We start from the raw sequence: 25,170 nt of genomic DNA on the forward strand, positions 1-25,170 counted from the left end.
CAAAACCGGCAAAAACGCCGCGAAGTTGAGCGGAATTCGGCGAAATGCTGATGTGGTTTGAGCTACCAAGCCCGCCACAATCCGCGTATCCTGTTAGGACCGAACCGGCCGGTTGGCGGGGACTGGCGGTTCGCGATCTCGGAGGAAGACCCGCGGAGAAGTCGTGATGGCTAAAGGTACGGTCAAGTGGTTCAACCCGACGAAGGGTTATGGATTTATCCAGCCTGCGTCGGGGGGCAAGGATGTGTTCGTGCATATCTCGGCAGTGCAGAAAGCCGGCCTGTCCACCCTCAACGAGGGACAGACGGTTGAATACGAAGAGATCGCAAACCGGGGCAAGACCTCCGCAGAGAACCTCAAAGTATAAGCCCGCCAGCCTTTGCTGCCTCCCGGATCGATCCGGGAGCGGGGCCAAGAAAATTTCAGAAGACGGCCAGTGCATTCGACGACAGGCGTTGCGACTGCACACGGAGAGCTATTTTTCCCGCGAAAACCGCATCCTCAACGCCACAGCAATGACAATCGCGACCGCACTTCGTTACTCTACCGGCAACGGTGCGTCGCGCTTGATCTCCTCCATCACCGCATAGGTTCGCGTCTCGCGCACGCCCGGCATCGACAGCAGGGTCTCGCCGAGGAAACGTCGATAGGCGGTCATGTCCGCAAGCCGCGCCTTCACTAGATAGTCGAAGCCGCCTGCAACCATGTGACACTCCAGCACTTCAGGCGCGAGTTTCACCGCGCGCGCGAAGCGCTCGAAATTGTCGGGCGTGGTCTTGTCGAGCAGCACCTCGACGAACACCAGCAGGCCAAGGCCCAGCCGGTGCGGATTGAGCCGCGCGCCATAGCCCTCGATAAAGCCCTCACGTTGCAACCGCTTCAGCCGTTCGCCGATCGAGGTCGGCGACAGGCCGATGCGCTCGGCCAGCTCGACATTGGCGATTCGCCCATCCTGCTGCAAAACAGAGAGGATTTTCCGGTCGATTCGATCGAGTTCCATATTTTCCGCGGCTATCTTATCATCGATCTTCATTTTCTAAGGCAAAATGATTAAATTGTCTATCGAGCTACGGTCACGCGGGCCTTATTCTGAGTTTGAGCCACAGGACACGCCATGCCAGACATCCCGCCGCCCTTCACCGCGCCTTACGCCCCTGATGATGCCGAGATCGCAGCAAAGCTCCTGCCCGCGTCGCATCTGAGCCCGCCGCAGGAGGCGCGCATCGACCGCACTGCGACCCGGCTGATCGAGGCGATCCGCAAGCGCGACGACCGGCTCGGCGGCGTCGAGGACATGCTGCGGGAGTTCGCGCTCTCGACCAAGGAGGGGCTGGCGCTGATGGTGCTGGCCGAGGCGCTGCTGCGCGTGCCCGATGCGCGCACCGCCGACCAGTTCATCGAGGACAAGCTCGGCGAGGGCGACTTCATCCACCACGAGACCAAGTCTACGGCGTTCCTGGTCAACGCCTCGGCTTGGGCGCTCGGCCTGTCGGCGCGGGTGATCCAGCCCGGAGAGACGCCCGACGGCACCATCGGCCGCCTCGTGAAGCGGCTCGGCGCGCCGGCGGTGCGCACCGCGACGCGCCAGGCGATGCGGCTGATGGGCAATCATTTCGTGCTGGGCGAGACCATCGAGCAGGCGCTGGAACGGGGTAAGCCGCGCTCCGGCCAGAAGCCGCGCTACTCCTTCGACATGCTCGGCGAAGGCGCCCGCACGGCGGCGGATGCGAAGCGCTATTTCGACGCCTATGCCAGTGCGATCGAAACCATCGGCAAGGCGGCCGGTGATCGTCCCCTGCCCGACCGGCCCGGCATCTCGGTAAAACTCTCGGCGCTGCATCCGCGGTTTGAGGCGATCAGCCGGGACCGCGTGATGCGCGAACTGGTGCCGCTGCTGCTGGATCTCGCGCAGCGCGCCAAGGCCCACGACCTCAACTTCACCGTCGATGCCGAGGAGGCCGACCGGCTGGAGTTGTCGCTCGACGTGATCGCGGCCACGCTCGCCGATCCCTCGCTCAAAGGCTGGGACGGCTTCGGCCTCGCGATCCAGGCCTATCAGAAGCGCGCCAGCGCCGTGATCGACTATGTCGACGAACTCGCACGCGCGCATGACCGCAAGCTGATGGTGCGCCTCGTCAAGGGCGCCTATTGGGACACTGAGATCAAGCGCGCGCAGGAGCGTGGGCTCGACGGCTATCCCGTGTTCACCCGTAAGGCGATGACGGATCTGAACTACGTCGCCTGCGCCGCCAAGATGCTGGCTTTGCGGCCGCGCATCTTCCCGCAATTTGCGACCCACAACGCACTGACGGTCGCGACCGTGCTGGAGCTTGCGCATGGCAGCGGCGGCTTCGAATTCCAGCGCCTGCATGGCATGGGCGAAGCGCTCTACGAGCAGCTCGCCAAGGATCACCCTGATATCGCCTACCGCACCTATGCCCCGGTCGGCAGCCATCGCGACCTGCTCGCCTATCTGGTGCGGCGGCTCTTGGAGAACGGCGCCAATTCTTCGTTCGTGGCGCAGGCCGCCGATTATCGCGTGCCAGTGCCGGCACTGCTGCAGCGGCCGGCGGATGCCATCGTCCGGCCGCAGGCGGCGGCGCATCCAAAAATTCCGTTGCCGGGCGATCTGTTCGCGCCGGAGCGGCGCAATTCGCGCGGCGTCGAGTTCGGCGAGCGTGCCGCGCTCGATCAGTTGCTGACGGACGTCAAGACCGAGGCGGCTGATCTCAAGCCGATTGCCGATGCAGCGCCTGATCAGGCCAATGCGGCGGTGGCAGCGGCACGCGCCGGCTTCGCCGCCTGGAGCCGGACGCCGGCGGCCGTGCGCGCGGCGGCGCTGGAGCAGGCCGCGCATCTCCTGGAGAGCCGCAGCGCGCATTTCATCGCGCTGCTGCAGCGCGAGGGCGGCAAGACGCTCGACGATGCGCTGTCGGAGCTGCGCGAGGCCGCGGATTTCTGCCGTTACTACGCCGCGCAAGGACGCAAGCAGTTCGGCGCCGATGCCGCCATGCCCGGCCCGACCGGCGAGAGCAATGCGCTCGCGATGCGCGGCCGCGGCGTCTTCGTCGCGATCTCGCCGTGGAATTTTCCGCTGGCGATTTTCCTCGGCCAGGTCACGGCGGCTCTGATGGCCGGCAACTGCGTGGTGGCAAAGCCGGCCGAACAGACGCCGCGCATCGCGCGCGAGGCGGTCGCCCTGCTGCACGAGGCCGGCATTCCCAAGGGCGCACTGCATCTCGTCACCGGCGACGGCCGCATCGGCGCAGTGCTCACCGCGCATCAAGACATCGCAGGCGTCGTCTTCACCGGCTCGACCGAGGTCGCGCGGGCGATCAACCGGACGCTCGCCGCCAAGGATGGGCCGATCGTGCCGCTGATCGCGGAGACCGGCGGCATCAATGCGATGATCGCCGATGCGACCGCGCTGCCCGAGCAGGTCGCCGACGACGTCGTCACCTCCGCGTTCCGTTCCGCCGGCCAGCGCTGCTCGGCGCTGCGGCTCTTGTTCGTGCAAGAGGACGTCGCCGACCGCATGATCGAGATGATCGCGGGCGCTGCGCGTGAATTGAGGATCGGAGATCCCGCAGATGTCGCGACCCATGTCGGACCGGTGATCGACCTTGAGGCCAAGCAGCGGCTCGATGCGCACGTCGCGCGGATGAAGAGCGAGGCGAAGTTGCACTTTGCCGGCAAGGCGCCCGAAGGCTGCTTCGTCGCGCCGCACATCTTCGAGCTCAAGGACGCCGGCCAGCTCAAAGAGGAGGTGTTCGGCCCGATCCTCCATGTCGTGCGCTACCGCGCCGAGAACCTCGAGCGCGTGCTGCAGGCGATCGCGCGCACCGGTTACGGGCTGACGCTCGGCGTCCACTCGCGCATCGACGACACCATCGAGGCGATCATCGACCGCGTCCAGGTCGGCAACATCTACGTCAACCGCAACATGATCGGCGCCGTGGTCGGCGTGCAGCCGTTCGGCGGCAATGGCCTGTCCGGAACCGGCCCCAAGGCCGGCGGCCCGCACTATCTCGCGCGGTTTGCGACCGAGCAGACCGTAACGATCAACACCGCGGCAGCGGGCGGCAATGCGGCGCTGCTCGCGGGGGAGGAGTGAGGACGCTTCTGAATTCACGGCTCGCATCGGCGCGCAATCGCAGCTCCGTCATCCTGAGGTGCGAGGGCCGCTGAAGAAGCGGCCACCTCAGGGTGACGGAGATCGTTTCGGGTCGGTGGCGGACGCGCGCTGGACACAGCAAGCCCTGCGCCTGGCGCCGTTGCATCCCGGCGAAACATCGGTCTAATGCTCCCATGATCCGCCCGCGCCAATTCCAGCGCGCGGGAAACGACAAGAACGAGGGAGCAACGCCGCGATGGAAAAGGGCATTTTTGCGGGCCTGAAGGTTCTGGACTGCGCGAGCTTCATCGCAGCGCCCGCGGCCGCGACCGTGCTGTCGGATTTCGGCGCCGACGTCATCAAGATCGAGCCGCCCGGCGCCGGCGACCCCTATCGCAATCTGCCCAACATTCCGGGCTATCCAAGCAGCGAGCACAATTACGCCTGGCTGCTGGAGGCCCGCAACAAGAAGAGCATCGCACTCGACCTTTCCAAGCCCGAAGCGCAGGCCGTGCTCTACAAGCTGGTGGAGGAGGCCGACGTCTTCATCACCAACATGCCGCCGCCGGTGCGCGCCAAGCTCGGCATCACCTATGACCATCTCGCCCATCTCAACGACCGGCTGATCTACGCCTCCTTCACCGGCTATGGCGAAAAGGGCGAAGAGGCCAACAAGCCCGGCTTCGACAGCAACGCTTATTGGGCGCGCTCCGGCCTGATGGACCTCGTCCGCGCCGACACTGAGACCACTCCGGCGCGCTCGGTCGCCGGCATGGGCGACCACCCCTGCGCCATGGCGCTCTACAGCGCGATCGTCACGGCGCTCTATCAGCGCGAGAAGACCGGCAAGGGCTCGCATGTCGCCTCCAATCTGATGGCAAACGGCATTTGGGCGGCGAGCGTGCTGGCACAGGCAAAGCTGAGCGGCGCCAAATTCGCCGAGCGACGGCCACGCGAGCGAGCGCTCAACGCGGTCGCCAATCACTATCAATGCAAGGACGGCCGCTGGCTGATCCTGTCGCTGCTGAGCGAGGAGAGGCAGTTTCCAACCTTGGCCAAATGCCTGGGACGCGAAGACCTCATCACCGATCCGCGCTTCGCCACCAAGCCCGACCGCCACGCCCGCTCGGTGGAGTTGATCAAGATATTTGATGAGACCTTTGCCACCAAGGATCTCGCCGAATGGCGAAAAATTCTCGACGGCAACGGGCTCGTGTTCGGCATCGTCGGCATTCTCGATGACATCCCCAACGACAAGCAGATGCTCGACAACGAGGTGCTGGTGCCGTTCGAGAACGACACCATGCTCACCATCTCCAGCCCGATATGGATCGACGGCGCCAAGAAGGTCCAGCCGCGCAAGCCGCCAGCCGTCGGCGAGCACAGTGACGAGATTTTGCGCGGGGCGGGATACGACGAGCAGGCGATCAAAGAGCTGCGAGGTTCGGGGGCGGTGGGTTAGCCCCATCGTCTCCGCAAACTCCGTCATTGCGAGCGCAACGAAGCAATCCAGAGTCTTTCCGCGGATGCATTGCTGGATTGCTTCGCTGCGCTCGCAATGACGATGTGGAGCGATCTCGCTATATACTCACGACAACACCGCTCGTCGTGAGGTCCCATGCCCAACTACCGCCTGCACTACTTCCCGGAATCCGGCAACAGCTACAAGCTGGCGCTGATGCTGACGCTGTGTGGCGAGACGTTCGAGCCGGTGTGGACCGATTTCGGCGGCGGCGTCACGCGCACGGCGGAGTGGCGCAAGGCCATCAACGAGATGGGCGAGATTCCCGTGCTCGAGATCGACGGCGTGAAGATGACGCAGACCGCGCCGCTGCTGCTCATGCTCGCCGAACAATATGGCCGCTTCGGCGCCGAGACCGAGGACGAGAAGTTCGAGCTGCTGCGATGGCTGTTCTGGGACAACCACAAGCTCACCGGCTACATGGCGACCTATCGCTTCATGCGGGCCTTCACCGAGAAGAACGATCCGCAGGTGCTGAAGCATTTCCGCCGGCGGCTCGACGATTTTCTCGGCATTCTCGACGGCCATCTCCAGCACAACGCCTTCGCGATCGGCGCGAAGCCGACGGTCGCCGATATCTCCATGATGGCCTATCTGCACTATCCGAGCGACGAGCACGGCTTTGATTTCGCGGCGAGCCATCCCGCCATCCATGCCTGGCTCGGCCGCATGGCCGCCCTGCCCGGCTGGAAATCGGCGTATGAGCTGCTGCCGGGACGGCGGATGACGAATTACGCGAAGTGAGCTGGGCTCTTTCTTTCCCCTCTCCCCGTTCTTACGGGGAGAGGATCAGGGTGAGGGGCCTCTCTCCACACGTGAGATCGCCGAGGGACCCGTACCCCCTCACCCGGATCGCAAGAGCGATCCGACCTCTCCCCGCAAGCGGGAGAGGTGGACCCGCAGCTCGCTCCGTGCGCTTCCAATCGACAGAGTTATCGCAGCTACCTCAGCGCCAGCCAGCCGAGCGTGAACAGGATGCCGCCGACGATCACCACCACCGCAACTGCCCAGGTGCTGACGCGGACGCTGCCGGTGACCTGCTTGGCTTCCTCATTGCGCGCGATCTCGCGATTGCGCTCCTTGTCGGCTTCGCTGGTATCAGTCATGGGTGATCCAAATCGGTTTAGCGCGTCTTGATGAAGCACATGCCGATGCGGCGCGAGGCCGCGGCAGCCTGACAGGTCAAACCTTTAGCACAGCTCCATGACGTAAAACTCTCATCCCGCGCTCCCGATCCCGCATTTTGCAGGGAACAATGCGCGCCCCAGCCGTCCTGATATTCGGTGCCGGCCAGCTCGCCGCTGCCGCGGGTCTGCGGCCGGCTGGCAAATCCGCGTGAGAAATCAGGACGTTTGCCGGCGGCGAACGCGGTCAGGATGTCGCGACGGCGGAGCTGGTCACCGACAAAATGCGGCGAGGCCGGCACAATGGTGGAATTGGACGGCTTGTCCGCGAGCCAGTCGACGCCCGGGAAATGGAAGCCGCCGATGCCTCGGGTCTGATGGCAGCCGGCGCAGGTGACGTCGTTGAGACGGCGCTGGAAGCCCGCGACCGAGCGGATGTTCTGCAGGTCCCCGCGCGCGGCCGCCTGCTTCAGCGCGCCGACCACGTCGTTGTCGGTGAAGACCGGATTGTCCTTGCCCTCACCTTCCATCATGCCGAATTCCGGCTGCAACGCGGAGGCATCGAGCCCGGCCGGTGTCGGCACCACCGCGACCTTGGCCAAAAACTTCTCGGGGATCAGCACGGTGCCGCGATCGAACTCGCGCAAATTCTCCGGCGCGAGCAGCCAGTCTTTAAAGTCGCGCCGCAGATCATCCTCTGCAAGGATGCGGTCGCGGTCGATCTGGTTCTCCAGCGTCGATTCCTCGAACGTCTTCGTCGCGGCATCGTACTTGAACACCTTGAGCAGATAGTCGGAGCGGAAATCGTGCAGTGCCGATTTCGGCGCGACGGAGACCTGGATGTTGGTCTCGATGCGGTCGAGCATCGCGTCGGAAGGATGAACGCCGCCGCCGATCAGCCCCTGCCAGTCGCCATTGTCGAGCCAGCGCAGCGCGACCTCGGCACAGGTCACCGGGTTGCCGCTCGCATCCGCCTGGCGCGGGTCCCTCGCCTTCAGCACCAGATTGAACGTCATCGGCAGACGCGTTGCGGTCTTGCCGCCGTCCGGCTTGTTGTCGAACCGCGCAAGACGATAGATCAGCCGGATCTCGCCGCAGGATTGTTCCGAGACATAGGCGCGGTCCATGCGGTTGACGATGCCGGCCAGCACGAAACGCGTGTCGGGCGACTTCAGATTGGCCCGGTCGAACAGCTGGACGTCAAAGCCTTCGCCGACGCCGATGGTCTCGCTCGGAAAGGCCGCCTTCTGCTGCGCGACGTAGCGCTCGAGCTCCGCGTCGATCGCGGGTGGAATTTGCTCGAGCTGCGACAGCTGCGAAAACATCTGCTCGGTCGTCAGCAGAAAGTTCGCGTTCCGCTCCGGCCAGAGCAGCCGCGAGATCGTCAGCACGTCGCTCTGGTCGAGCTTTTTCAGCAGATCAGGATCGGTGATCGCCGTGCCACGCGTCAGCGATGTAGTTCCCGCCGCGAAAAGCGGAACGGCGCCGCCGACCAATGCGGCAACAACAACCAGAATTCGCAACGCGCGGCTCATGCCTGAGGTAACACCGCGCGGGGACGCCTATTCAAGCAAAAAGGCGCTTCACACGGTGGTGAAGCGCCTCTTTGAAAACAAGATATCGGCGTGCTCAGCGCGCGACGATCAGGCCCTTGCTGGTGACGACCACCCAGCGGCCGTCCTGGCGACGGATCGCATCGACCCGGCCCACGCCGGGAATGGGGTCGCCGGCATAGACCTCATAGAGGCCGTCGCGGCCCTCGATCAGTGCGCCGCCATTGGCGACGTCGCGCAGCCTCCAGCCTTCGAGCGTCGGCATGCGGCCGACCTCGGTCTTGGGCGTGGCGGGCGCGGGAGCCGGTCCGGCGGCGGCCGCAACCTGGGTCGGCACGATCGAGCCGGTGGTTTCCTTGGCGGGCGCAGCCGCAGCCTGTGCGGGCGCGGCGGGCGGCGTCGCGCGGAGCTTGTCGACGGTCTCGGACAGCTTTGCGAGCTTCGCCATCGGCTCGGCCTGCGCCTTCTCCAGCTTGTCGAGCCGGTCATTGGCCCGGTTGAACTGGCTGAGGCCGGTCTTGGAGGTGTGCTCGACATTCGCCCTGAGGGCGACGAGATCGGCATCGATCCGGGCGACCGAGGATTCCAGCGCGCTGGTGTCGGCGACCTGCGCCGGCGCGGCGGCCGGGGCTGCGAAATGCATCATGCCGGCGGTCGCAAGCGCGCCGCTGATGGCGCCGACGCCGGCGGCGATCGCGACCACCGCGGCCATCGCCGACAGGCGACGCTTGTCGCCGGTCTCGCGCGGCGCTTCCGGCTTCACATGAGGGGCAAACTCCTCGCGCTCCCAGGAGCGGTCCGAGGGCGCCATCACGATCAGCTTGCCGGGCTTCGGCTCAGGCTTTGCCTCGGCTTTCGGCTCAACCTTGGCTTCGAACTTCGGGACCTCGATCCGGGGCGGTTCGATCCTGGGGGCATCCGCCTTCACCGGATCGGGCTTCGGCGGCGCCTCATGGTCGGGGGCAATCGAGGGGGCCTCGATGCTGGCGGCAGCCTCGACGGCCTGCGGCACGGTCGCGGCGGCTTCGACGACGTTCGTCTGTTCGCCGGTCTCCTGGGCAGCCTGCTCGGGCATTGGTTCGCTCACGGCTCAAATACTCCAGTCTGGATTGACCTTTTGGTAACTTTCATTGCTTGCGAAATCCTTACCTCCGGACCCGCTTACCGAAATTTTAGGAACTCATCCGGGGCCGAATTGGGTCGGGAAAATGGAACCGGCGTGGCGGCGTGCAACAAATCGTCAGCCGATGCTGCCCTGCGGCAGACGCTCGCCTTAGCCGAAGGGCTGCTTGCCCGTCATCGGCCTCTGGCTAACATGGGCGGTCCCGTCAGCCAGAAGGCGTTTGGGGGTGCCATGACGATCGAGAAATGCATCAACGCGTTTGGTGTCGATGACGTCATTTTCGAGGAAGGCTCGACCGGCCGCGAGCTGTTCGTCGTCCTCGACGGCGAGGTCGAGATCGCCAAGATGAACGGCGCCAGCAAGACCACCATCGTCAAGCTCGGCAAGGGCGAGTTCTTCGGCGAGATGGCCGTGATCGACGGCTCGGCACGCTCGGCGACCGCGATCGCGGCGGCGCCGAACACCAGGGTGATGCGGATCAATCACGCCCGCTTCGTCTATCTCGTCAGCCAGCAGCCGGCGTTCGCGCTGATGGTGATGGATGCGCTCTCAAAACGTCTGCGCGCCTCCAACGCGGTCACCTACCGGGCGGCGCAATCATGAGCGATCGCGAGCCGACCGCCTTCCCGGTCCTGATGAAGAACGACACCTGCTCGCTGATCCAGGCCGCCGACGACGTCTACCAGATCCGCTTCGCCAATCGCGCCGCCAATGCCTATCTGGTGCGCGGCTCGGCGCGTACCATTTTGATCGATGTCGGCCTGTCCTCGAACTATCCGTCGATGGTGGAGTGCCTGAACTTCGCCGGATGTCCTCCGGAGACAATCGATATGGTCGTGCTGAGCCACGAGCATCTCGACCATATCGGCGCTGCCTGGCACTTCAACGAGCGTCGCACCTTCATCGCTGCGCATCGGCTCGCCGCCAACAAGATCATGCTGCGCGACGACTTCTCGATGCTGCGCAAGATGTTCAACGAGCCGAACGTGCCGATCAATGTCGACATCTGGCTCGAGGAAGGCAATCTGATCGACCTCGGCAATTTCCGCCTCAACGTGATGCACACGCCGGGCCACACCTCGGCCTGCATCACGCTGTACGACCAGGACAAGGGCCTGTTGTTCGCCGCCGACACCTTGATGCCGGGCGGGGTGATGGGCGGCGTGTTCGGCTCCGGCAGCATCGCCGACTATATCCAGTCGCTGGAGCGGCTGAAGGGACTGGATTCGAAGATCCTGCTGTCGGGACACGGGCGGCTGTCGGATACGCCGCAGGACGATGTCCGCATCGCGATCGCGCGCTCGCATGGCCTCCTGGAAGACACCGCGCAATTGTTCGACGCGCTGGACGCGCGCTCGAACTTCGAGCCGATCATGCAGTCGGTGCGGGATCTGAACAAACTGGATGATTAGGTGGCGGGCGCTTCTGCCACCCCCGTCATTGCGAGCGTAGCGAAGCAATCCAGAATGTCTCTGCGGTGGCAGTCTGGATTGGTTCGTCGCACGGGCTCCTCGCAATGACGGAGTGTGGACTATCGTCCCCCTCACATCACCACGGGCGCATCCGGCAACTCGTTCGGATGCGGTCCGCCCGGTGGGAAGTGCCTGGCCAGCTCGCGCGACACCGCGGCGATGCCGCCGATCACGCCTGGCTCGAACCGGCCCGCGGCGAACTCCGCCTCCATCGCGCGACAAATCGTCTCCCAGCCCTCGGCACCCACCTTCGCGTCGATGCCGCGATCGGCGATGATCTCGACATCGCGGTCGGCGAGCAGCAGGTAGATCAGCACGCCGTTGTTATGCGCGGTGTCCCAGATCCGCAGATGCGAGAACACGTCGAGCGCACGCTCGCGGGCTGGCTGGTCGCGGAACAGCGGACGGCCGTCGAGCGCGCCTTCGACCACGAAGCGGACCTGGCCGGAATGGGTGGCCTCGCTGCTCCTGATCGCCTGCTCGATGCGATCGAGCACGGCTTGCGGAAAGACCTGCTTTGCCCGCCAATGATGCTGCACCAGGTGTCTGGCAATGCGCTTGATGCTCATGACCTACCAGCTCCCCGAGGCGCCGCCGCCGCCAAAGCTGCCGCCACCGCCGCTGAAGCTGCCGCTGTCGCTACTCGACGAGCCGCTGCTCCAGCCGCCTCCCGCGCTGCCGCTCGACCAGGAGCCGCCACGCGACGATCGCGTGCTTGGCGCCATCGCCGAGAACAGGTCGGCGATGAACCCGATGATGAAGCCGACGACACCGAGGGCCATGGCGAGTGCGAAAGAGCCGAGAATGAACCAGGCAAGCGCGGCGATGATGCCGCCGGTCACCAATGATCCGGCCAGCCGCCCCAGCATGGCGCGAAAGAACCCGCCCACCCCGATCGAGGCGAACAGCGTCACGATGAAGAGCGGTCCGAGATCGTCGAGATTGCCGAAATTCACGCTTGGTGAGGGAACCGGCAGCGGCTCGCCATCGATGACGCGGATCATGCGATCGACACCGTCCGAGATACCGCCGCCAAAATCGCCCGTTCTGAATTTCGGGGTGATGATCTCGTCGATGATGCGCCGCGAGGTGACGTCGGTGAGCGCGCCTTCGAGGCCGTAGCCGACCTCGATGCGCAAGTGCCGGTCGTTCTTGGCGACGATCAGGATCGCGCCATCGTCGACCTTCTTGCGGCCGATCTTCCAGGCGTCCGCGACGCGGATCGAGAATTGCTCGATCGTCTCCGGCTGCGTCGTCGGCACGATCAGGACGGCGATCTGGCTACCCTTGCGCGTCTCGAAATCGCGCAGCTTTTGCGTGAGCGTGGCGATGTCGCTGCCCGACAAGGACCCGGTCTGGTCGATCACACGGCCGGTGAGCTGGGGGACGGCGACGTCGGCCGCAGCAGCGAAGGCAAAGGTGAGAGCCAGCGCGACGGCGAGGGCAATCCGCGAGAGCATGCTCGAACAAGCCCGCCACACCCTCGCTGTCATCGCCCGGCTTGACCGGGCGATCCAGTATTCCAGAGACGCCGGCGAGATGCGGAGGGGCCGCGGCGTACTGGATTCCCCGCCTTCGCGGGGAATGACAGTGGTGAGTGGGGCGCGCATCTGTGCCGAACGCGGCTACTTCGACGGCGCCGGGTTGAAATCCACCTTCGGCGCGGTCGAGATCTCCTTCTCGTTCTCGACCGAGAAATTCGGCTTCTCCTTGTAGCCGAACGCCATCGCGGTGAAGTTGGTCGGGAACGAGCGGATGGTGACGTTATAATCCTGCACCGCCTTGATGTAGCGGTTGCGGGCGACCGTGATGCGGTTCTCGGTGCCCTCGAGCTGCGACATCAAATCCCTAAACAGCGCATCCGACTTGAGCTGCGGATAGTTCTCGGTGACGACCAGCAGCCGCGACAGCGCGCTGGAGAGCTCGCCCTGGGCGGCCTGGAATTTCTGGAAGGCGGCGGGATCGTTCAGCACCTCCGGCGTCGCCTGGATGCTGCCGACCTTGGCGCGCGCGTTGGTGACGCCGAGCAGCACGTCCTTCTCCTGCTGCGCAAAGCCCTTCACCGAGTTGACGAGGTTGGGCACGAGATCGGCGCGGCGCTGATACTGGTTCACGACCTCGGACCAGTTGCCCTTGATCTGCTCGTCCTCGGTCTGGATCGCGTTGTAGCCGCAGTTCGTCAGGCTCAGCGAGGCCAGCGCCGCCAGTACGGTGAGGATCTTGCGCATGGAATTTCTCCCGGTGGAATCTGGTGCAAACTACCAGATCGCGCGCGAAAAGCAGCCGATTTACGCAAGCCTCTTGCCTATCCCTGGCCGACATAGTCAACTCGACGAAACAATAAGACCAAATGGAAACGCCAGGGGGAACGCGATGTCCTCGTTCGAGACCATCCTCGTTGAGCGGCCGGAGCCGGCGATCACCCGGATCGTGATGAACCGGCCCGAGGCGCGCAATGCGCAGAATCTGCAAATGACCTACGACCTCAACGCCGCCTTCGACGAAGCGGTGCAGGACGATGCGGTCAAGGTCATCATCCTCGCCGGCAACGGGCCGCACTTCTCCTCAGGCCATGACCTCCGCCCCGGGGCTAAGAATGCCGCAGGCATCGATTTTCCGCCGGTAGGAAATTGGGGCGGCTTTGCCGAACCGAACGCACATGGCCGCTTCGCGCGCGAGCAGGAAATTTATCTCCAGATCACGCGGCGCTGGCGCAATCTGGCGAAACCGACCATTGCCGAGGTGCACGGCAAGTGCATCGCGGGCGGCCTGATGCTGGCCTGGGCTTGCGACCTCATCGTCGCCAGCGACGACGCGCAGTTCTGCGACCCCGTCGTCACCATGGGCGTCTGCGGCGTCGAATGGTTCGTGCATCCTTGGGAACTCGGCTCGCGCAAGGCCAAGGAGTTTCTGTTCACCGCCGACAGCTGGAGTGCGCAAGAGGCGCATCAACTCGGCATGGTCAATCAGGTCGTCCCGCGCGCCGAGCTGTCGTCGCGCGTGCTGGAGCTGGCGCGCCGGATCGCAGCAAAGCCGGCCTTTGCGCTCAAGTTGACCAAGGAGGCCGTGAACCGCTCGGTCGACGTGATGGGCCAGCCCGCCGCGATCGACCAGGCCTTCGCGCTGCATCAGCTCTGCCACGCCCACAATCTCCAGGAGTTCGGCATGATCGTCGATCCATCCGGACTGCATCCCTCCGTGCGCAAGCCGCCGGCCGCGGAGTAGCGACATGGACCTCAATCTCAGCGACGAGCAACGGCTGCTGCGCGAGAGCGCGGAGCGCTTTGTCGCCGAAAGCTACGATGCCGATCATCGCCGCAAGATGGCGAACGATCCGCTCGGATACAGCCCTGATGTCTGGAAACAGTTCGCCGAGCTCGGCTGGCTGGCGCTGCCGGTCCCTGAGGAGTTTGGCGGGCTCGGCGGCGGCGCGGTCGAGATCGGGATTCTGATGGAGGCGTTTGGCCGTGGGCTGGTGTCCGAGCCGTATATCGCGACGGTCGTGCTCGGAGCGGCGCTGATCGAGACGTGCGGCACCACCGCGCAGAAGCAGGAGCGGCTGCCGAAGGTCGCCGACGGATCGCTCAAGCTCGCCTTTGCGCATTCCGAGCGCGCAGCGCGGTTCGATCTCGCCAAGGTCGCGACCACCGCTCACAAGACAGCCGAGGGCTGGCGCCTTTCCGGCAGCAAGATCGCGGTGCTCGACGGCCACGCTGCCGACGAGATCATCGTCTCCGCGCATATCCATGATCATCGGGGACCGTCGGGACGCATCGGCCTGTTCCTGGTCCAGGCGAAAACGCCGAGCGTTGCCATGAGTGACTATCAACGTCTCGGCGGCGGACGGGCCTGCAACATCGAGCTGTCAGGCGTGGAGCTGCCGCAGGACGCTCTCCTCGGTGACGATAGCGACGTATTGCCGGTGATCGAATGGGCCGTCGACCGCGCCATGGCTGCGTTAGGTGCGGAGGCCGTCGGCATCATGCAGACGCTGCTCGACACCACGCTCGACTACACCAAGATCCGAAAGCAGTTCGGCCGGCCGCTCTCCGCCAACCAGGTGATCCGCCACCGCCTCGCCGACATGGCGATGCAGGTGGACGAGGCGCGCTCGATGGCGCTGCGGGCTGCGTTGAAGGTGGATGCTGCGCCGGTCGAGCGTGCTCGGGCGGCGTCAGGCGCGAAAGCGAAAATCGGCAAATGCGCACGCTTCGTCGGCGAGCAGTCGATCCAGCTTCACGGCGGCATGGGTGTCACCGAGGAGCTCGAGGTCGGAGCCTATTTCAAGCGGCTGGTCGCCTTCGACACACTGTTCGGCGGCAGCGCGCATCACTATGCCCGCCACGCCCAGCTTGGCCGCACCGCCTGACCCAAGGAGCGCATCATGGACCTCACGTTCAATGCCGAGGAGCGCGCCTTTCAAAGCGAGGTGCGCGGCTTCATCGCCAAAAACCTGACCGACGAGATGAAACGCGCGACCGCGCTGACACCGTCGGTGTTCTCCGATCCGCCGATCGGCATGGCCTGGCAACGGGCGCTGCACCGGCAGGGCTGGGGCGCGCCGGGCTGGCCGGTCGAATATGGCGGCCCCGACTGGACGCCGGCGCAGCGCTGGATCTTTGAAACCGAGTCCGCGCGCGCAGGCGTGCCGAATGTCAACGTGATGGGCGTGAAGATGGTCGGGCCCGTCATCATCGGCTTCGGCTCGCCCGAGCAGAAGAACTTTTATCTGCCGCGCATTCTCTCGGGCGAGGATTACTGGTGCCAGGGTTATTCCGAGCCCGGCTCCGGCTCCGACCTGTCGTCGCTGAAGACGCGCGCCGTGCGCGACGGTGACGACTACATCATCAACGGCACCAAGATCTGGACCACGCATGCGCATCACGCCAATCGCATGTTCGCGCTGGTACGCACCAGCGACGGGCCGCGGCAGCAGGACGGCATCAGCTTCATCCTGATCGACATGAAGACACCGGGCATCACGACGCGCCCCATTCTCACCATCGGCGGCGACCACGAGGTCAACCAGGTGTTCTTCGACGACGTCCGCGTGCCCGTCGCCAACCGCGTCGGCGAAGAAGGCAAGGGCTGGACCTACGGCAAGTACCTGCTCGAGTTCGAGCGCGGCTCGGGCATTGCGTCAGCGAAGCTCCGAGAGGGGCTGAAGGCGATCGCGGAGCTCGCCGAGTCTGATCTGACCGGGCGCGCGATCGACAGTCCCGATATCGCAACGCGCATCTCGGAGGTCGAGGTCGACATCGACGCGCTGGAGATGACCGAGCTGCGTGTGCTCTCGGCGCTGCAGACCGGGCAAAATCCCGGCGCGGTGTCGTCGATCCTGAAGCTGCGCAACAGCGAGATCCGCCAGGCCGTGACGCGCCTCGGCGTAGACGTGATCGGCCACGACGCCCTCGCCGTCGAGCCGATGCGTCCGCTGTACAAGCTCAATCACGAGCCCGCGACGCCCGAGGACATGCTGACGGTAGTGCCGGAATATCTCAACGGGAGAGCGTACACGATCTTCGGAGGCACGTCGGAGATTCAGCGCGATATCATTGCGAAGATGATGCTGGGGATTTGAGGCGAGCTGGCGCTGCACACCCCGCTGTCGTCCCGGACAAGCGAAGCGCAGATCCGGGACCCATAACCACAGGGAGAGGTTATGGCGCGAGCTGGTCACTACGAGTCTTCGCCAAACTCGACCCTGTGGTTATGGGTCCCGGGTTCGCGCTACGCGCGCCCCGGGACGACAGTTATGTTTGCGGCGACGGCGAAATCTTTACCTAGACAGCCCTCGCGTCCCTGATCGCCTGCCAGATCTTCTGCGGCGTCAGCGGCGTGTTCAGCTGGGTGATGCCGAGCTCGGCGAGCGCATCCATCACACCGTTGGTGACGCAAGGAGGGCCGCCGATGGCGCCGGATTCGCCGCAGCCCTTGGCGCCGAGCGGATTGGTGCGGCAGGGTGCGGAATCGTCCAGCGTCACCACGATCGGCGGCACGTCGTCGGCGCGCGGGATGCAATAGTCCTGGTAGCTCGCGGTGAGGAGTTGGCCGTCGGCGTCGTAGGAGACGCCTTCATACAGCGCCTGGCCGATGCCTTGCGCGACGCCGCCATGGATCTGGCCGGTGACCAGCATCGGGTTCACGGCGACGCCGACGTCGTCGACCGTGGTATAGCGCACGACCTTGGAGACGCCGGTCTCGGGGTCGATCTCGACCTCGCAGATATGCGTGCCGTTCGGCCAGCTCGGACCGTCGACCTCGCCCTCGGAATCGACGCTGAGCTTCGCGCCGCTCTCCTTCTCGGCGAGGTCGAACAGGCTGATGCGGCGGTCGGTGCCGACCACGGTGAGCATGCCGCCCTGATATTCGATGTCCTCGACCGACGTCTCCAGCACGTTCGCAGCCTTCTCGCGCGCCTTCTGGATCAGATCGCTGGAGGAAACCACGACCGCGGTGCCGCCGACGAACAGCGAGCGCGAGCCGACGCTGCCAAAACCCATGGCCAGATCCGTGTCGCCCTGAACGACGTCGATCTTGTCCATGGCGATGCCGAGCGTGTCGGAGATCATCTGGGTATAGGTGGTCTGCAGCCCCTGCCCCATCGCCATAGTGCCGGAATGCAGCACGACGCGTCCTTGCGAGGTCGCGTGCAGGCTGACCTTCTCGGTGTGGGCGCGGCCACCGGTCCATTCGATGTAGGAGGTGAGCCCGCGGCCGTAGAGCAGGCCCTTCTTCTTCGCGGCCTTCTTGCGCGCGGCGAAGCCGTCCCAGTCGGCGAGCTTCACTGCGCGGTCGAGCATGTGCGCGAAGGCGCCGGAATCGTAAACCTGGCCGGCCGCGTTGGTGTAGGGCAGCTGCGCCGGCTTGATGTAGTTGGCGTTGCGGATCGCACGCGGATCCATGCCGATCTTGCGGGCAGCAGCGTCGAAGAGACGCTCGACGATGAACACCGCCTCGGGCCGGCCCGCGCCGCGATAGGCGCCGACTGGTGCGGTATGGGTCATCACAGACTGCACCTCGAAATGCACCAGCGGCAGGTCGTAAACACCGGTCTGCACGAACGGCCCGAGCACCAGCGGGATGATGTTGGCCGCGCCCGAGGAATAGGCGCCTGTGCAGCCGATCGACTTGACGCGATAAGCCAGCACCTTGCCCTTCTCGTCGAGCGCAAAGGACGCCGTCGAGGTGAGATCGCGGCCATGGGTGCCGCCGACGAACTCGTCGGTGCGGTCGCCGCGCCAGCGGATCTTCTTGCTCAGCTTGGTCGCGGCATAGGCGACGATGCCGTCCTCGGGATAGAGGTTGGTCTTCTGGCCAAAGCCGCCGCCGATGTCGCCGACCAGCACGCGCACGCTGTCCTTGGGACGCTTGAGCACGGCTTCCGCCAGCACGTCGCGGGTCGAGGCCGGGGTCTGCGACTGCACGTGCAGGAGCAGACGGCCGGACTTCTTGTCGATCTCGGCAATGGTCGAGCGCGGCTCCATCGCGGAGGGCACGAGGCGCTGGCTGACGAGGTCGAGCTCGACGGTGTGCGCGGCCCTGGCGAAGGCTTCGTCCACCTTCGCGGCATCGCCGTAAGCCATCGCGCCGACGATGTTGTCGGGCGCATCTGGCCACACCACGGGCGCGCCGGGCTTCACCGCCTCGACCGGATCGACCACCGCGGGCTGCACGTCGTAATCGACCACGATCGCTTCGGCCGCACTCTGCGCCTCGGCACGAGAGGAAGCCACCACTGCCGCCACGGCCTCACCGGCATAGCGCACGATCTCATGGGCCAGCAGGCGGCGCGGCGGCACCGTCATCGGCTTGCCGTCGGGGCGCTTGAAGATGCTCAAGGTCGGGATGGCGCCGACGTCGTCCTTGACGAGGTCCGCACCGGTGTAGACCGCGGTGACGCCGGGCATCGCCGCCGCCGCGCTGGTGTCGATCGAGACGATCTTCGCATGCGCATGCGGCGAGCGCAGCACATGCAACCACAGCGCGCCATCTTCCGGCTTGTCGTCGATGAATTGCCCCTTCCCGGTGAGCAGCCGCTGGTCTTCCAAACGCTTGACGGGCTGCCCCGCTCCGAAACGCAAATTGCCGGGAAGAATGTTCATTCCGTGGGGTCCTCAGGGTCTTTTCGAAACTGCGGGCAGCCTTTTAGCGGATCGACCGGAGGCATGCCAGCCGCGCTTTTGGGCGGCGGGACCATGGATTCGTCATGCCCGGGCTTGTCTTAGAGACCGTCATTCCGGGGCGATGCGCAGCATCGAACCCGGAATCTCGAGATTCCGGGCTCGCCCTGCGGGCGCCCCGGAATGACGGCTAACTCAGCTCCCTCAACGCCGCTTCCACGACCTTGCGCGCCTCGGCGGTCAGCGGGGCCTGCGGCGGGACGGGATCGCCGACATCGTAGCCCTGGATCGCGAGGCCGGCCTTGATGCAGGCGGCGAGGTTGAAGCGGGCGAAGGCTTCGTTGATGCGCCACAGCCTGCGCTGGAGCGCCATGGCCTCGTCCCAACGGCCGGCCCTGCAGAGGTCGTAGAGCGCAACGCTCTGGCGCGGGATGATGCAGGCCGGGCCCGCCATCCAGCCGAGCCCGCCGATCAGCATCACCGCAGCCGGGATATGGGCGGAGGCCGAGAACACGCGCAAGCCATCGCCGCAGCGGTTCATGATGGAGAGCAGCCGGCCGGTGTTGGTCGAGGCGTCCTTGATGTAGCCGATGCGCGGATGCTCGGCGAGGCGCGCGATGACGTCGAGCGTCAGATCGGAACGCTGGAATTGCGGATTGGTGTAGATGACGACGGGAACGTCCACGGCGTCCGCAATGGCGCGGAAATAGGATTCGACCTGGGCATCGGCAAGCGGGAAGTACGCCTCCAGGATCGCCAGGATGCCGTTCGCACCACACTTCTGGTACGCCTTCGCCTGCGCTACCGCATCCGCCGTCGAGGTGGAGGCGACGCCGGCCAAGACCGGCACGCGGCCCTTGGCGGCCTCGATCGTGGTCTGCACGACCGCCATTCGCTGCGCGGAATTGAGATAGGCGAACTCGCCGGTGGACCCCAGCGGCGTCAGCCCGTGCACGCCGGCGCTGATCAGATCGTCGCAGAGCTTTGTCAGCACCTGCATGCGCACCGCGCCATCGGCATCGACGGGCGAGACGAGATAGGGGAAGACGCCGTGGAAGTCGGTCATGTCAGATGGCCCCGGAAAGCTGGCTACGCCTGACCGGTCTTACCAACGCCCGTCCCGGCGATCAAACCTTGATCAGCCGCACCCGCGTGCCCCAGGGATCGATCGCCTCCACGCCGTCAGCAAGCGCGGTGACCTTCGCACCGCCCTTGCGCAGGCGCTCCTCCTGCGCGGCGAGCAGCTCCTGCTTCGCCATCACCAGCGAGAACCAGGCGAGGCCCGTAGCGGTGTCGTCGCGCTGGCCGGCGCCCTGGCTCTGCCAGACGTTCATCCCGAGGTGATGGTGATAGCGGCCTGACGACAGGAACGCAGCTCCGTTGCGGCTGCGGGTCGGGTCGAGGCCGATCGTGCCGTGGTAGAAACTCTGCGCCTGCGCGAGATCGCCGACCCGCAGATGCATGTGGCCGATGCGCAGTCCGTCCGGCGCCTTGGCATAATCAGGCACGCGCGTGTTGGTGAGCGACAACAGGTCGGGGATGTTGAGCTCGTCGGTCGCCATCTTCACGCTGCCCTCGCTCCACTGCCATTGCGAGGGATCGCGGTCGGCATAGACCTCGATGCCGTTGCCTTCGGGGTCGTCGAGATAGACGGACTCGCTGACGAGATGATCGGCGAAGCCTGACAGCTTCACGCGGTGTGAGGCCGCGTGTACCAGCCAGCGCGCGAGGTCCTTGCGCGTCGGCATCAGGAAGGCGGTATGATAGAGGCCGGCGGCGCTGCGCGATTCAATCGCGGCCTCGGGACGGGCCTCCAGCACCAGCAGCGTGATGCCGGCCGTGCCGAGCTTTGCACCCGTCGCGGAGCGCTCCATCACGGTGAGCCCGATCACGTCGCGATAGTAGTCGGCGACCGTGTCGAGGTTCTTCACCCGCAGCGTCACCATGCCGACCCGCATCGGCGTGCGGCTGGCATAGGTCGGTCCGCCGCCTTGCGGCGTGCCTTCGGCACGCGCAGCCGCCGCGGCGGCCATCGCGAGCGAACTGGCGCCGGCGAGTTGAAGCAGGGTGCGGCGGGTGAGATCGATGGTCATCAGTCAGGGCTCGCGGAAATGGCTTGAGGCCGGGCGGTGCAATTTGGCGATTGCTACACGTTCCCGTGAGCGCCTCCCAATCACATATTCGTCGGCCGTGGTCCTACGGAAGCCAGGTCCTGACGCGAAGTCCTGACGCGAAGTCCTGGCCACCCGGCCAGTTTCGCAAATGCCGGCGACATCCCAGATTGAGGACAGCTTACAGGAGCCTTGATTCCTTGCAGGAGCCTTGCATGACCGACCCAACTCCTCTGTCTTCACTCTCGTCCGCGCTTGCGGACGTCGTGGCGCGCACCGCGCCGTCCATCGTCTCCGTGCATTCGCATCGCTCGCGCTCGACCGGATTCGTCTGGAAGCCCGGCCTGATCGTCACCGCCGACGAGGCCCTGGCCGACGAGGGCGAGGTCCAGATCGGCCTGTCCGACGGCAGCACCGCCGTCGCCACGATCGCGGGCCGTGACCACACCACCGATATCGCGTTGCTGCGCGCTGACACCAATATCGCGCCGGTGAAACTGGCCGCAACGGTGCCCGCCCTCGGCTCGCTCTCGGTCGTCGTCGCCACCGATCGCGACGCCCCGAGCGCGGCGCTCGGAATGGTATCGGCCTCGGGCAAAGGCTGGCGCTCCCTGCGCGGCGGCGACATCGATGCGCGGATCGAGCTCGACGTGCGCTTGCGCGATAGCCATGAGGGCGGGCTCGCGCTCGATGCATCGGGCGAGGCCTTCGGCATGGCCGTGCTCGGGCCGCGGCGCGTGCTCGTCATTCCCACAGCGACGATCGAGCGCGTCGCGGCGCAGCTCGAGACGCGCGGCCGCATCGCCCGCGGCTATCTCGGCCTCGGGCTCCAGCCGGTGCGGCTCGACGATGGCGTCGGCGCGATGGTGATGAATGTCGACAAGGCCGGGCCGGCCGCCGCGGCCGGCATCCGCCAGGGCGACGTGATCGTCGCGGTCAACGACCAGAAGCTGTCAGGCGTCCGCGCGCTGTCCCGGACATTGGGGCCTGCGAGCGTCGGCACGGTGGTCGACGTCGCGGTGCGCCGCGGCGGCGAGCCGGCCAGCTTCAAGGTCACGATCGGCGAGAGGCCGGAGACGTGAGCGCGGACACGACGCCGGAGATCGTTCTGTCCCTCGAGATCGACGATCCCGTCCTTGCCAATCGCCTCGCAACGCTGCTCGGCAGCGTCGCGGGGCTTCGTCTTGCCGGGCCAGGTGAGCAGGCTGCGGTGACGGTCATCGCGCGCGATCCACGCCGCATGCCCGAGGATATCGCGCTGACGCAGCGCGAGCTCGACGTGCTGGCGCTGATGGCGGAAGGCGCCTCCAACAAGATGATCGCGCGCCAGCTCAACATCTCGGTGCACACGGTGAAATTCCATGTCGGCTCGCTGCTGGACAAGCTCGATGCCACCGGCCGCACCGATGCAGTCGCACATGCGGCACGCCGCGGCGTGATCGAGCTATGACGTCGGGAAGCTGAGCCGGACCGTGAGGCCCGGCGCATTGTCGTGCAGGGTTATCTCGGCGCCGTGGAGGCGCGCGACCGCAGCGACCAGGCTGAGGCCCAGCCCGTTGCCCGGCGTGTAGCGGCTCTGCTCGAGCCGGGTGAAGCGCTTGAAGACGTGATCGCGCTGCGCAGCGGCAATGCCGGGACCATCATCCGCGATCGCGATGTCCGCCCCGCCACCGGCGCTGCGGCAGGTCACGGTGACCTGCCCGCCTGCGCGGCCGTGCTTGATCGCATTGTCGACGAGATTGGCGATGGCGTCGAACAGCAGGTCGCGGTCGCCTGTCACGGAGACCTCGCGGTCGCCGCTGATGCTGAGACGGGTCGCGACCTCTTCGGCGGCGGCGTCGTAGAGTTCGACCACCTCGCCGGCAACCTCGACGAGATTGAGCCTGCGGAAGGCGCCCTTGCGGGCGCGGGTCTCGATCTCCGAGATCCGGGTGATGGAGGCGAACATGCCGAGCACGGCATCGAGATCGGCGATGGTGTCGCCGATCAACGCGGCATCGGCCTCGCTGTCGCGCGGGGTGTGGTAGGCCTTTTCCAGCCGGCCGCGCATGCGCGTCAGCGGCGTCCGCAGATCATGGGCGACGTTGTCGCTAACCTGCTTGACCTCGCCCATCAGCGTCTCGATGCGGTCGAGCATCAGGTTGAGGTTTTCCGCGACGCGATCCCATTCGTCGTGGCTGCCACGCAAGGGAATGCGCCGGTCGAGACCGGAGAGCATGATGGCGCGGCTGGTGGCATTGATCTCCTCGATCCGGCCGACCGTGCGCCGCGTCACCAGGACTGCCGCAAGGCCAGCCAGCATGGCCAGCAGCATGGCGACCGCGAACATCGCGAGCCCGATCATCGCGGTGAAATCACCGTGATCGCCGGCATCGCCGACCCGGCTACGCACATAGGCAAGCGTGCCGAAATAGACATAGGCCATGATCGCCGCGACGATCAGCCCGAACACCGCGATCGCGATCAGCGCCAGGCGAAAGGTCGAGGAGCGGAGCGTCTTAGCCAGGAGCACGGAGGCAATACCCGATGCCGCGGATGGTGTGGATCAGCGGATAGGCCTGGGCATCGTCGACCTTCCGGCGAACGCGGCCGACATAGACGTCGATGATGTTGGTGGAGGGATCGAAATGCAGGTCCCAGACGTGCTGGAGCAGCATCGCGCGCGAGACGACGCGGCCCTCGTTGCGGACGAGATATTCGAGCAGCTGGAATTCGCGCGGCAGCAGCGGAATCTTGCGGCCGCGGCGGCTGGCATTGCGCGCGATCAGGTCGACGGCGAGATCGCCGACGCGCAAGATGGTTTCCTTGGCGATGGTCTCGCTGCGACGGCCCAATGCTTCAAGGCGGGCGAGAAGCTCGACGAAGGAGAACGGCTTGACGAGATAATCGTCGCCGCCAGCACGCAAGCCCCGGACACGGTCGTCGACCTCGCCGAGCGCCGAGATGATCAGGAACGGCGCGGCGATGCCGTCGTCGCGCAACTGGCGCATCACGGTGATGCCGTCGATATCGGGCAGCATGCGGTCGATCGTGATCACGGCATAGTCGCGCGCCGCGCCGTGGCTGAGCGCCTCGCGCCCGGTCGCGGCGAGATCGACGTCATAGCCCGAGGTGGTCAATTCCTCGACGAGCTGGCCTGCGGTTTCCGGATCGTCCTCGACGACCAGGATGCGGCGGTGACCTCCGGTCATGCGAAACTCCGCGCGACGATCGCCACCAGACTATCCCGTTCCGGGGCTGAGCGGAACCGCCCGGTGGCGATCGCGACAATGGTGCGGTACGGCGATGCGACTACCAATAGTCTCCGCACACATTGACCCATTGCCAGCCGTAGGGCGTCAAGCTCCTGCGCCAGCAGCCGTCGTCGTAATAATTGTAATAGTCGGCGTAGAAGGGCCCGCCGATGAAAGCGAAACGACGGAAGTGATGATTCCGGAAGAAGGCGTGGCGGCCGATGAAGGTCCTGCCGTGCCAGCCGGCGCCGGCAAAGCGCGGTCCGATCGCCGCATGCGCGAAGCGTGGTCCGCCGAAGGCAGGTCGAGCAAAGCCTGGCCCGCCGACACGGGCAAAGCTGGCGCCGCCCATCCCGCCGACACGCATGCCGCCGAAACCTCCGCCATGCATGCCGCCGCCGAAGCCACCCGCATGCATTCCACCGCCGCCGAAATGCCCGCCGCCGCCAAAGCCGCCATGGCCACCGCCACCAAAGCCGCCCCCGCCGTGTCCGCCACCACCACCACCGCCGCCACGCGCGAGCACTGGTGAAGCAACCGCCATCATCGCTGCGAGCGTCGCCGCGGTGAGGCCTTTGAGAAGCCTGTTGTTCATCGAAGCATCCTCCTTGCACTGCGGCGGTCACCGCGCCGCACGAGGATGATCAGATGAGAGGAAGGGACGGGCAGCTTCAACTTACAAACGCGCCAGATTCTGACGCGGGTGTTAGGGAGGGGGAGCCCAGCTCTATCGCTCCCGCTCCCCGTCCTTACGGGGAGAGGGTGGGGTGAGGGGCTGCTGCCGCGAATTCGATT

The 25,170-nt window shown here is 65.7% G+C and carries 24 protein-coding genes; 11 read left to right on the forward strand and 13 right to left on the reverse strand.

Annotated elements, in window-relative coordinates; all coding sequences use genetic code 11:
* The first annotated feature begins 166 nt into the window (after nt 1–166).
* Nucleotides 167–367, forward strand: coding sequence for a cold-shock protein (locus WN72_RS40675; RefSeq protein ID WP_008563500.1), 201 nt, complete (start codon nt 167–169; stop codon nt 365–367).
* A gap of 171 nt (nt 368–538) precedes the next feature.
* Here the strand turns inward: WN72_RS40675 and WN72_RS40680 are convergent, their stop codons facing one another.
* Nucleotides 539–1,000 (reverse strand): Lrp/AsnC ligand binding domain-containing protein, encoded by a 462-nt coding sequence (locus WN72_RS40680; protein WP_027563828.1) that lies wholly within the window; start codon nt 998–1,000, stop codon nt 539–541.
* A gap of 114 nt (nt 1,001–1,114) precedes the next feature.
* Here WN72_RS40680 and putA point away from each other — a divergent pair, with 114 nt between their 5' ends.
* The 3 genes from putA to WN72_RS40695 all read left to right on the forward strand — a co-directional run bounded on the left by putA (nt 1,115) and on the right by WN72_RS40695 (nt 6,380).
* A complete protein-coding gene (gene putA / locus WN72_RS40685; protein ID WP_092215037.1) occupies nt 1,115–4,114 on the forward strand; it encodes a bifunctional proline dehydrogenase/L-glutamate gamma-semialdehyde dehydrogenase PutA in 3,000 nt (999 codons plus the stop codon).
* Nucleotides 4,115–4,370: 256 nt separating this feature from the next.
* Nucleotides 4,371–5,576, forward strand: a complete 1,206-nt coding sequence (locus WN72_RS40690) for a CaiB/BaiF CoA transferase family protein (RefSeq protein ID WP_027563826.1) — start codon at nt 4,371–4,373, stop codon at nt 5,574–5,576.
* Between the two features lie 156 nt (nt 5,577–5,732).
* Nucleotides 5,733–6,380 carry a glutathione S-transferase family protein gene (locus WN72_RS40695; protein ID WP_027563825.1) on the forward strand — a complete coding sequence of 216 codons (648 nt, stop codon included), beginning with the start codon at nt 5,733–5,735 and terminating at the stop codon, nt 6,378–6,380.
* Between the two features lie 197 nt (nt 6,381–6,577).
* On the opposite strand, the gene WN72_RS40700 is transcribed toward WN72_RS40695, so the two are convergent.
* From WN72_RS40700 to WN72_RS40710, 3 genes are all read right to left on the reverse strand, one after another.
* Nucleotides 6,578–6,742 carry a hypothetical protein gene (locus WN72_RS40700; protein ID WP_167336556.1) on the reverse strand — a complete coding sequence of 55 codons (165 nt, stop codon included), beginning with the start codon at nt 6,740–6,742 and terminating at the stop codon, nt 6,578–6,580.
* 17 nt (nt 6,743–6,759) lie between these two features.
* On the reverse strand, nt 6,760–8,295 hold the full coding sequence (locus WN72_RS40705; protein WP_092215039.1) for a hypothetical protein: 1,536 nt from the start codon (nt 8,293–8,295) through the stop codon (nt 6,760–6,762).
* Nucleotides 8,296–8,389: 94 nt separating this feature from the next.
* Nucleotides 8,390–9,388, reverse strand: a complete 999-nt coding sequence (locus tag WN72_RS40710; RefSeq protein WP_167380770.1) for a hypothetical protein — start codon at nt 9,386–9,388, stop codon at nt 8,390–8,392.
* A 279-nt stretch (nt 9,389–9,667) separates the two neighbouring features.
* On the opposite strand from WN72_RS40710, the gene WN72_RS40715 reads away from it, so the two are divergent.
* A complete protein-coding gene (locus WN72_RS40715; RefSeq protein ID WP_027563822.1) occupies nt 9,668–10,039 on the forward strand; it encodes a Crp/Fnr family transcriptional regulator in 372 nt (123 codons plus the stop codon).
* Complete coding sequence (locus WN72_RS40720) at nt 10,036–10,848, forward strand: MBL fold metallo-hydrolase (protein ID WP_092215042.1); 813 nt, start codon at nt 10,036–10,038, stop codon at nt 10,846–10,848. Before WN72_RS40715 ends, WN72_RS40720 begins: the two co-directional genes overlap by 4 nt.
* A 131-nt stretch (nt 10,849–10,979) precedes the next feature.
* Here the strand turns inward: WN72_RS40720 and WN72_RS40725 are convergent, their stop codons facing one another.
* The 3 genes from WN72_RS40725 to WN72_RS40735 all read right to left on the reverse strand — a co-directional run bounded on the left by WN72_RS40725 (nt 10,980) and on the right by WN72_RS40735 (nt 13,136).
* Entirely contained in the window at nt 10,980–11,477 is a 498-nt protein-coding gene (locus tag WN72_RS40725; RefSeq protein ID WP_027563820.1) for a TPM domain-containing protein, read from the reverse strand.
* Nucleotides 11,478–11,480: 3 nt separating this feature from the next.
* Entirely contained in the window at nt 11,481–12,368 is an 888-nt protein-coding gene (locus WN72_RS40730) for a TPM domain-containing protein (protein WP_027563819.1), read from the reverse strand.
* A gap of 165 nt (nt 12,369–12,533) precedes the next feature.
* Nucleotides 12,534–13,136: a LemA family protein gene (locus WN72_RS40735; RefSeq protein ID WP_027563818.1), complete on the reverse strand. Its 603-nt coding sequence runs from the start codon at nt 13,134–13,136 to the stop codon at nt 12,534–12,536.
* A gap of 145 nt (nt 13,137–13,281) precedes the next feature.
* On the opposite strand from WN72_RS40735, the gene WN72_RS40740 reads away from it, so the two are divergent.
* Genes WN72_RS40740 through WN72_RS40750 form a run of 3 tightly spaced genes read left to right on the forward strand, consistent with a single transcriptional unit; the run spans nt 13,282 to nt 16,489 of the window.
* A complete protein-coding gene (locus WN72_RS40740) occupies nt 13,282–14,133 on the forward strand; it encodes an enoyl-CoA hydratase (protein WP_027563817.1) in 852 nt (283 codons plus the stop codon).
* Nucleotides 14,134–14,137: 4 nt separating this feature from the next.
* A complete protein-coding gene (locus WN72_RS40745) occupies nt 14,138–15,277 on the forward strand; it encodes an acyl-CoA dehydrogenase family protein (protein WP_092215044.1) in 1,140 nt (379 codons plus the stop codon).
* A 15-nt stretch (nt 15,278–15,292) separates the two neighbouring features.
* Complete coding sequence (locus WN72_RS40750) at nt 15,293–16,489, forward strand: acyl-CoA dehydrogenase family protein (protein WP_027563815.1); 1,197 nt, start codon at nt 15,293–15,295, stop codon at nt 16,487–16,489.
* A gap of 202 nt (nt 16,490–16,691) precedes the next feature.
* Here the strand turns inward: WN72_RS40750 and WN72_RS40755 are convergent, their stop codons facing one another.
* The 3 genes from WN72_RS40755 to WN72_RS40765 all read right to left on the reverse strand — a co-directional run bounded on the left by WN72_RS40755 (nt 16,692) and on the right by WN72_RS40765 (nt 21,124).
* Nucleotides 16,692–19,013: a xanthine dehydrogenase family protein molybdopterin-binding subunit gene (locus tag WN72_RS40755; protein WP_092215045.1), complete on the reverse strand. Its 2,322-nt coding sequence runs from the start codon at nt 19,011–19,013 to the stop codon at nt 16,692–16,694.
* A 208-nt stretch (nt 19,014–19,221) separates the two neighbouring features.
* Nucleotides 19,222–20,097 carry a dihydrodipicolinate synthase family protein gene (locus WN72_RS40760; protein WP_027563813.1) on the reverse strand — a complete coding sequence of 292 codons (876 nt, stop codon included), beginning with the start codon at nt 20,095–20,097 and terminating at the stop codon, nt 19,222–19,224.
* A 61-nt stretch (nt 20,098–20,158) separates the two neighbouring features.
* Nucleotides 20,159–21,124: a VOC family protein gene (locus WN72_RS40765; RefSeq protein ID WP_092215047.1), complete on the reverse strand. Its 966-nt coding sequence runs from the start codon at nt 21,122–21,124 to the stop codon at nt 20,159–20,161.
* Between the two features lie 233 nt (nt 21,125–21,357).
* Here WN72_RS40765 and WN72_RS40770 point away from each other — a divergent pair, with 233 nt between their 5' ends.
* Both WN72_RS40770 and WN72_RS40775 read left to right on the forward strand, forming a co-directional pair.
* Nucleotides 21,358–22,224: a S1C family serine protease gene (locus WN72_RS40770; RefSeq protein WP_027563811.1), complete on the forward strand. Its 867-nt coding sequence runs from the start codon at nt 21,358–21,360 to the stop codon at nt 22,222–22,224.
* A complete protein-coding gene (locus WN72_RS40775) occupies nt 22,221–22,592 on the forward strand; it encodes a response regulator transcription factor (protein ID WP_027563810.1) in 372 nt (123 codons plus the stop codon). Before WN72_RS40770 ends, WN72_RS40775 begins: the two co-directional genes overlap by 4 nt.
* Here WN72_RS40775 and WN72_RS40780 read toward each other — a convergent pair.
* The 3 genes from WN72_RS40780 to WN72_RS40790 all read right to left on the reverse strand — a co-directional run bounded on the left by WN72_RS40780 (nt 22,587) and on the right by WN72_RS40790 (nt 24,970).
* Nucleotides 22,587–23,654, reverse strand: a complete 1,068-nt coding sequence (locus WN72_RS40780; RefSeq protein WP_027563809.1) for a sensor histidine kinase — start codon at nt 23,652–23,654, stop codon at nt 22,587–22,589. The genes WN72_RS40775 and WN72_RS40780 overlap by 6 nt on opposite strands.
* Nucleotides 23,641–24,333, reverse strand: coding sequence for a response regulator transcription factor (locus tag WN72_RS40785; protein WP_092215049.1), 693 nt, complete (start codon nt 24,331–24,333; stop codon nt 23,641–23,643). The genes WN72_RS40780 and WN72_RS40785 overlap by 14 nt, the downstream gene beginning before the upstream one ends.
* 100 nt (nt 24,334–24,433) lie before the next feature.
* Nucleotides 24,434–24,970, reverse strand: coding sequence for a hypothetical protein (locus WN72_RS40790; protein WP_092215051.1), 537 nt, complete (start codon nt 24,968–24,970; stop codon nt 24,434–24,436).
* Between the last annotated feature and the right edge of the window lie 200 nt (nt 24,971–25,170).

The organism is Bradyrhizobium arachidis (assembly GCF_015291705.1).
GTDB classification, from domain to species: Bacteria; Pseudomonadota; Alphaproteobacteria; order Rhizobiales; family Xanthobacteraceae; genus Bradyrhizobium; species Bradyrhizobium arachidis.

Excerpts from the sequence above, each read along its gene's own strand:
- WN72_RS40690 (WP_027563826.1), top strand. The coding sequence starts at position 4,371 with ATGGAAAAGGGCATTTTTGCGGGCCTGAAGGTTCTGGACTGCGCGAGC.
- WN72_RS40680 (WP_027563828.1), bottom strand. The coding sequence starts at position 1,000 with ATGGAACTCGATCGAATCGACCGGAAAATCCTCTCTGTTTTGCAGCAG.
- WN72_RS40720 (WP_092215042.1), top strand. The coding sequence starts at position 10,036 with ATGAGCGATCGCGAGCCGACCGCCTTCCCGGTCCTGATGAAGAACGAC.
- WN72_RS40715 (WP_027563822.1), top strand. The coding sequence starts at position 9,668 with ATGACGATCGAGAAATGCATCAACGCGTTTGGTGTCGATGACGTCATT.
- WN72_RS40675 (WP_008563500.1), top strand. The coding sequence starts at position 167 with ATGGCTAAAGGTACGGTCAAGTGGTTCAACCCGACGAAGGGTTATGGA.
- WN72_RS40755 (WP_092215045.1), bottom strand. The coding sequence starts at position 19,013 with ATGAACATTCTTCCCGGCAATTTGCGTTTCGGAGCGGGGCAGCCCGTC.
- WN72_RS40790 (WP_092215051.1), bottom strand. The coding sequence starts at position 24,970 with ATGAACAACAGGCTTCTCAAAGGCCTCACCGCGGCGACGCTCGCAGCG.
- WN72_RS40785 (WP_092215049.1), bottom strand. The coding sequence starts at position 24,333 with ATGACCGGAGGTCACCGCCGCATCCTGGTCGTCGAGGACGATCCGGAA.
- WN72_RS40705 (WP_092215039.1), bottom strand. The coding sequence starts at position 8,295 with ATGAGCCGCGCGTTGCGAATTCTGGTTGTTGTTGCCGCATTGGTCGGC.
- WN72_RS40765 (WP_092215047.1), bottom strand. The coding sequence starts at position 21,124 with ATGACCATCGATCTCACCCGCCGCACCCTGCTTCAACTCGCCGGCGCC.
- WN72_RS40770 (WP_027563811.1), top strand. The coding sequence starts at position 21,358 with ATGACCGACCCAACTCCTCTGTCTTCACTCTCGTCCGCGCTTGCGGAC.
- WN72_RS40695 (WP_027563825.1), top strand. The coding sequence starts at position 5,733 with ATGCCCAACTACCGCCTGCACTACTTCCCGGAATCCGGCAACAGCTAC.
- WN72_RS40710 (WP_167380770.1), bottom strand. The coding sequence starts at position 9,388 with ATGCCCGAGCAGGCTGCCCAGGAGACCGGCGAACAGACGAACGTCGTC.
- putA (WP_092215037.1), top strand. The coding sequence starts at position 1,115 with ATGCCAGACATCCCGCCGCCCTTCACCGCGCCTTACGCCCCTGATGAT.
- WN72_RS40760 (WP_027563813.1), bottom strand. The coding sequence starts at position 20,097 with ATGACCGACTTCCACGGCGTCTTCCCCTATCTCGTCTCGCCCGTCGAT.
- WN72_RS40750 (WP_027563815.1), top strand. The coding sequence starts at position 15,293 with ATGGACCTCACGTTCAATGCCGAGGAGCGCGCCTTTCAAAGCGAGGTG.
- WN72_RS40740 (WP_027563817.1), top strand. The coding sequence starts at position 13,282 with ATGTCCTCGTTCGAGACCATCCTCGTTGAGCGGCCGGAGCCGGCGATC.
- WN72_RS40700 (WP_167336556.1), bottom strand. The coding sequence starts at position 6,742 with ATGACTGATACCAGCGAAGCCGACAAGGAGCGCAATCGCGAGATCGCG.
- WN72_RS40730 (WP_027563819.1), bottom strand. The coding sequence starts at position 12,368 with ATGCTCTCGCGGATTGCCCTCGCCGTCGCGCTGGCTCTCACCTTTGCC.
- WN72_RS40745 (WP_092215044.1), top strand. The coding sequence starts at position 14,138 with ATGGACCTCAATCTCAGCGACGAGCAACGGCTGCTGCGCGAGAGCGCG.
- WN72_RS40735 (WP_027563818.1), bottom strand. The coding sequence starts at position 13,136 with ATGCGCAAGATCCTCACCGTACTGGCGGCGCTGGCCTCGCTGAGCCTG.
- WN72_RS40725 (WP_027563820.1), bottom strand. The coding sequence starts at position 11,477 with ATGAGCATCAAGCGCATTGCCAGACACCTGGTGCAGCATCATTGGCGG.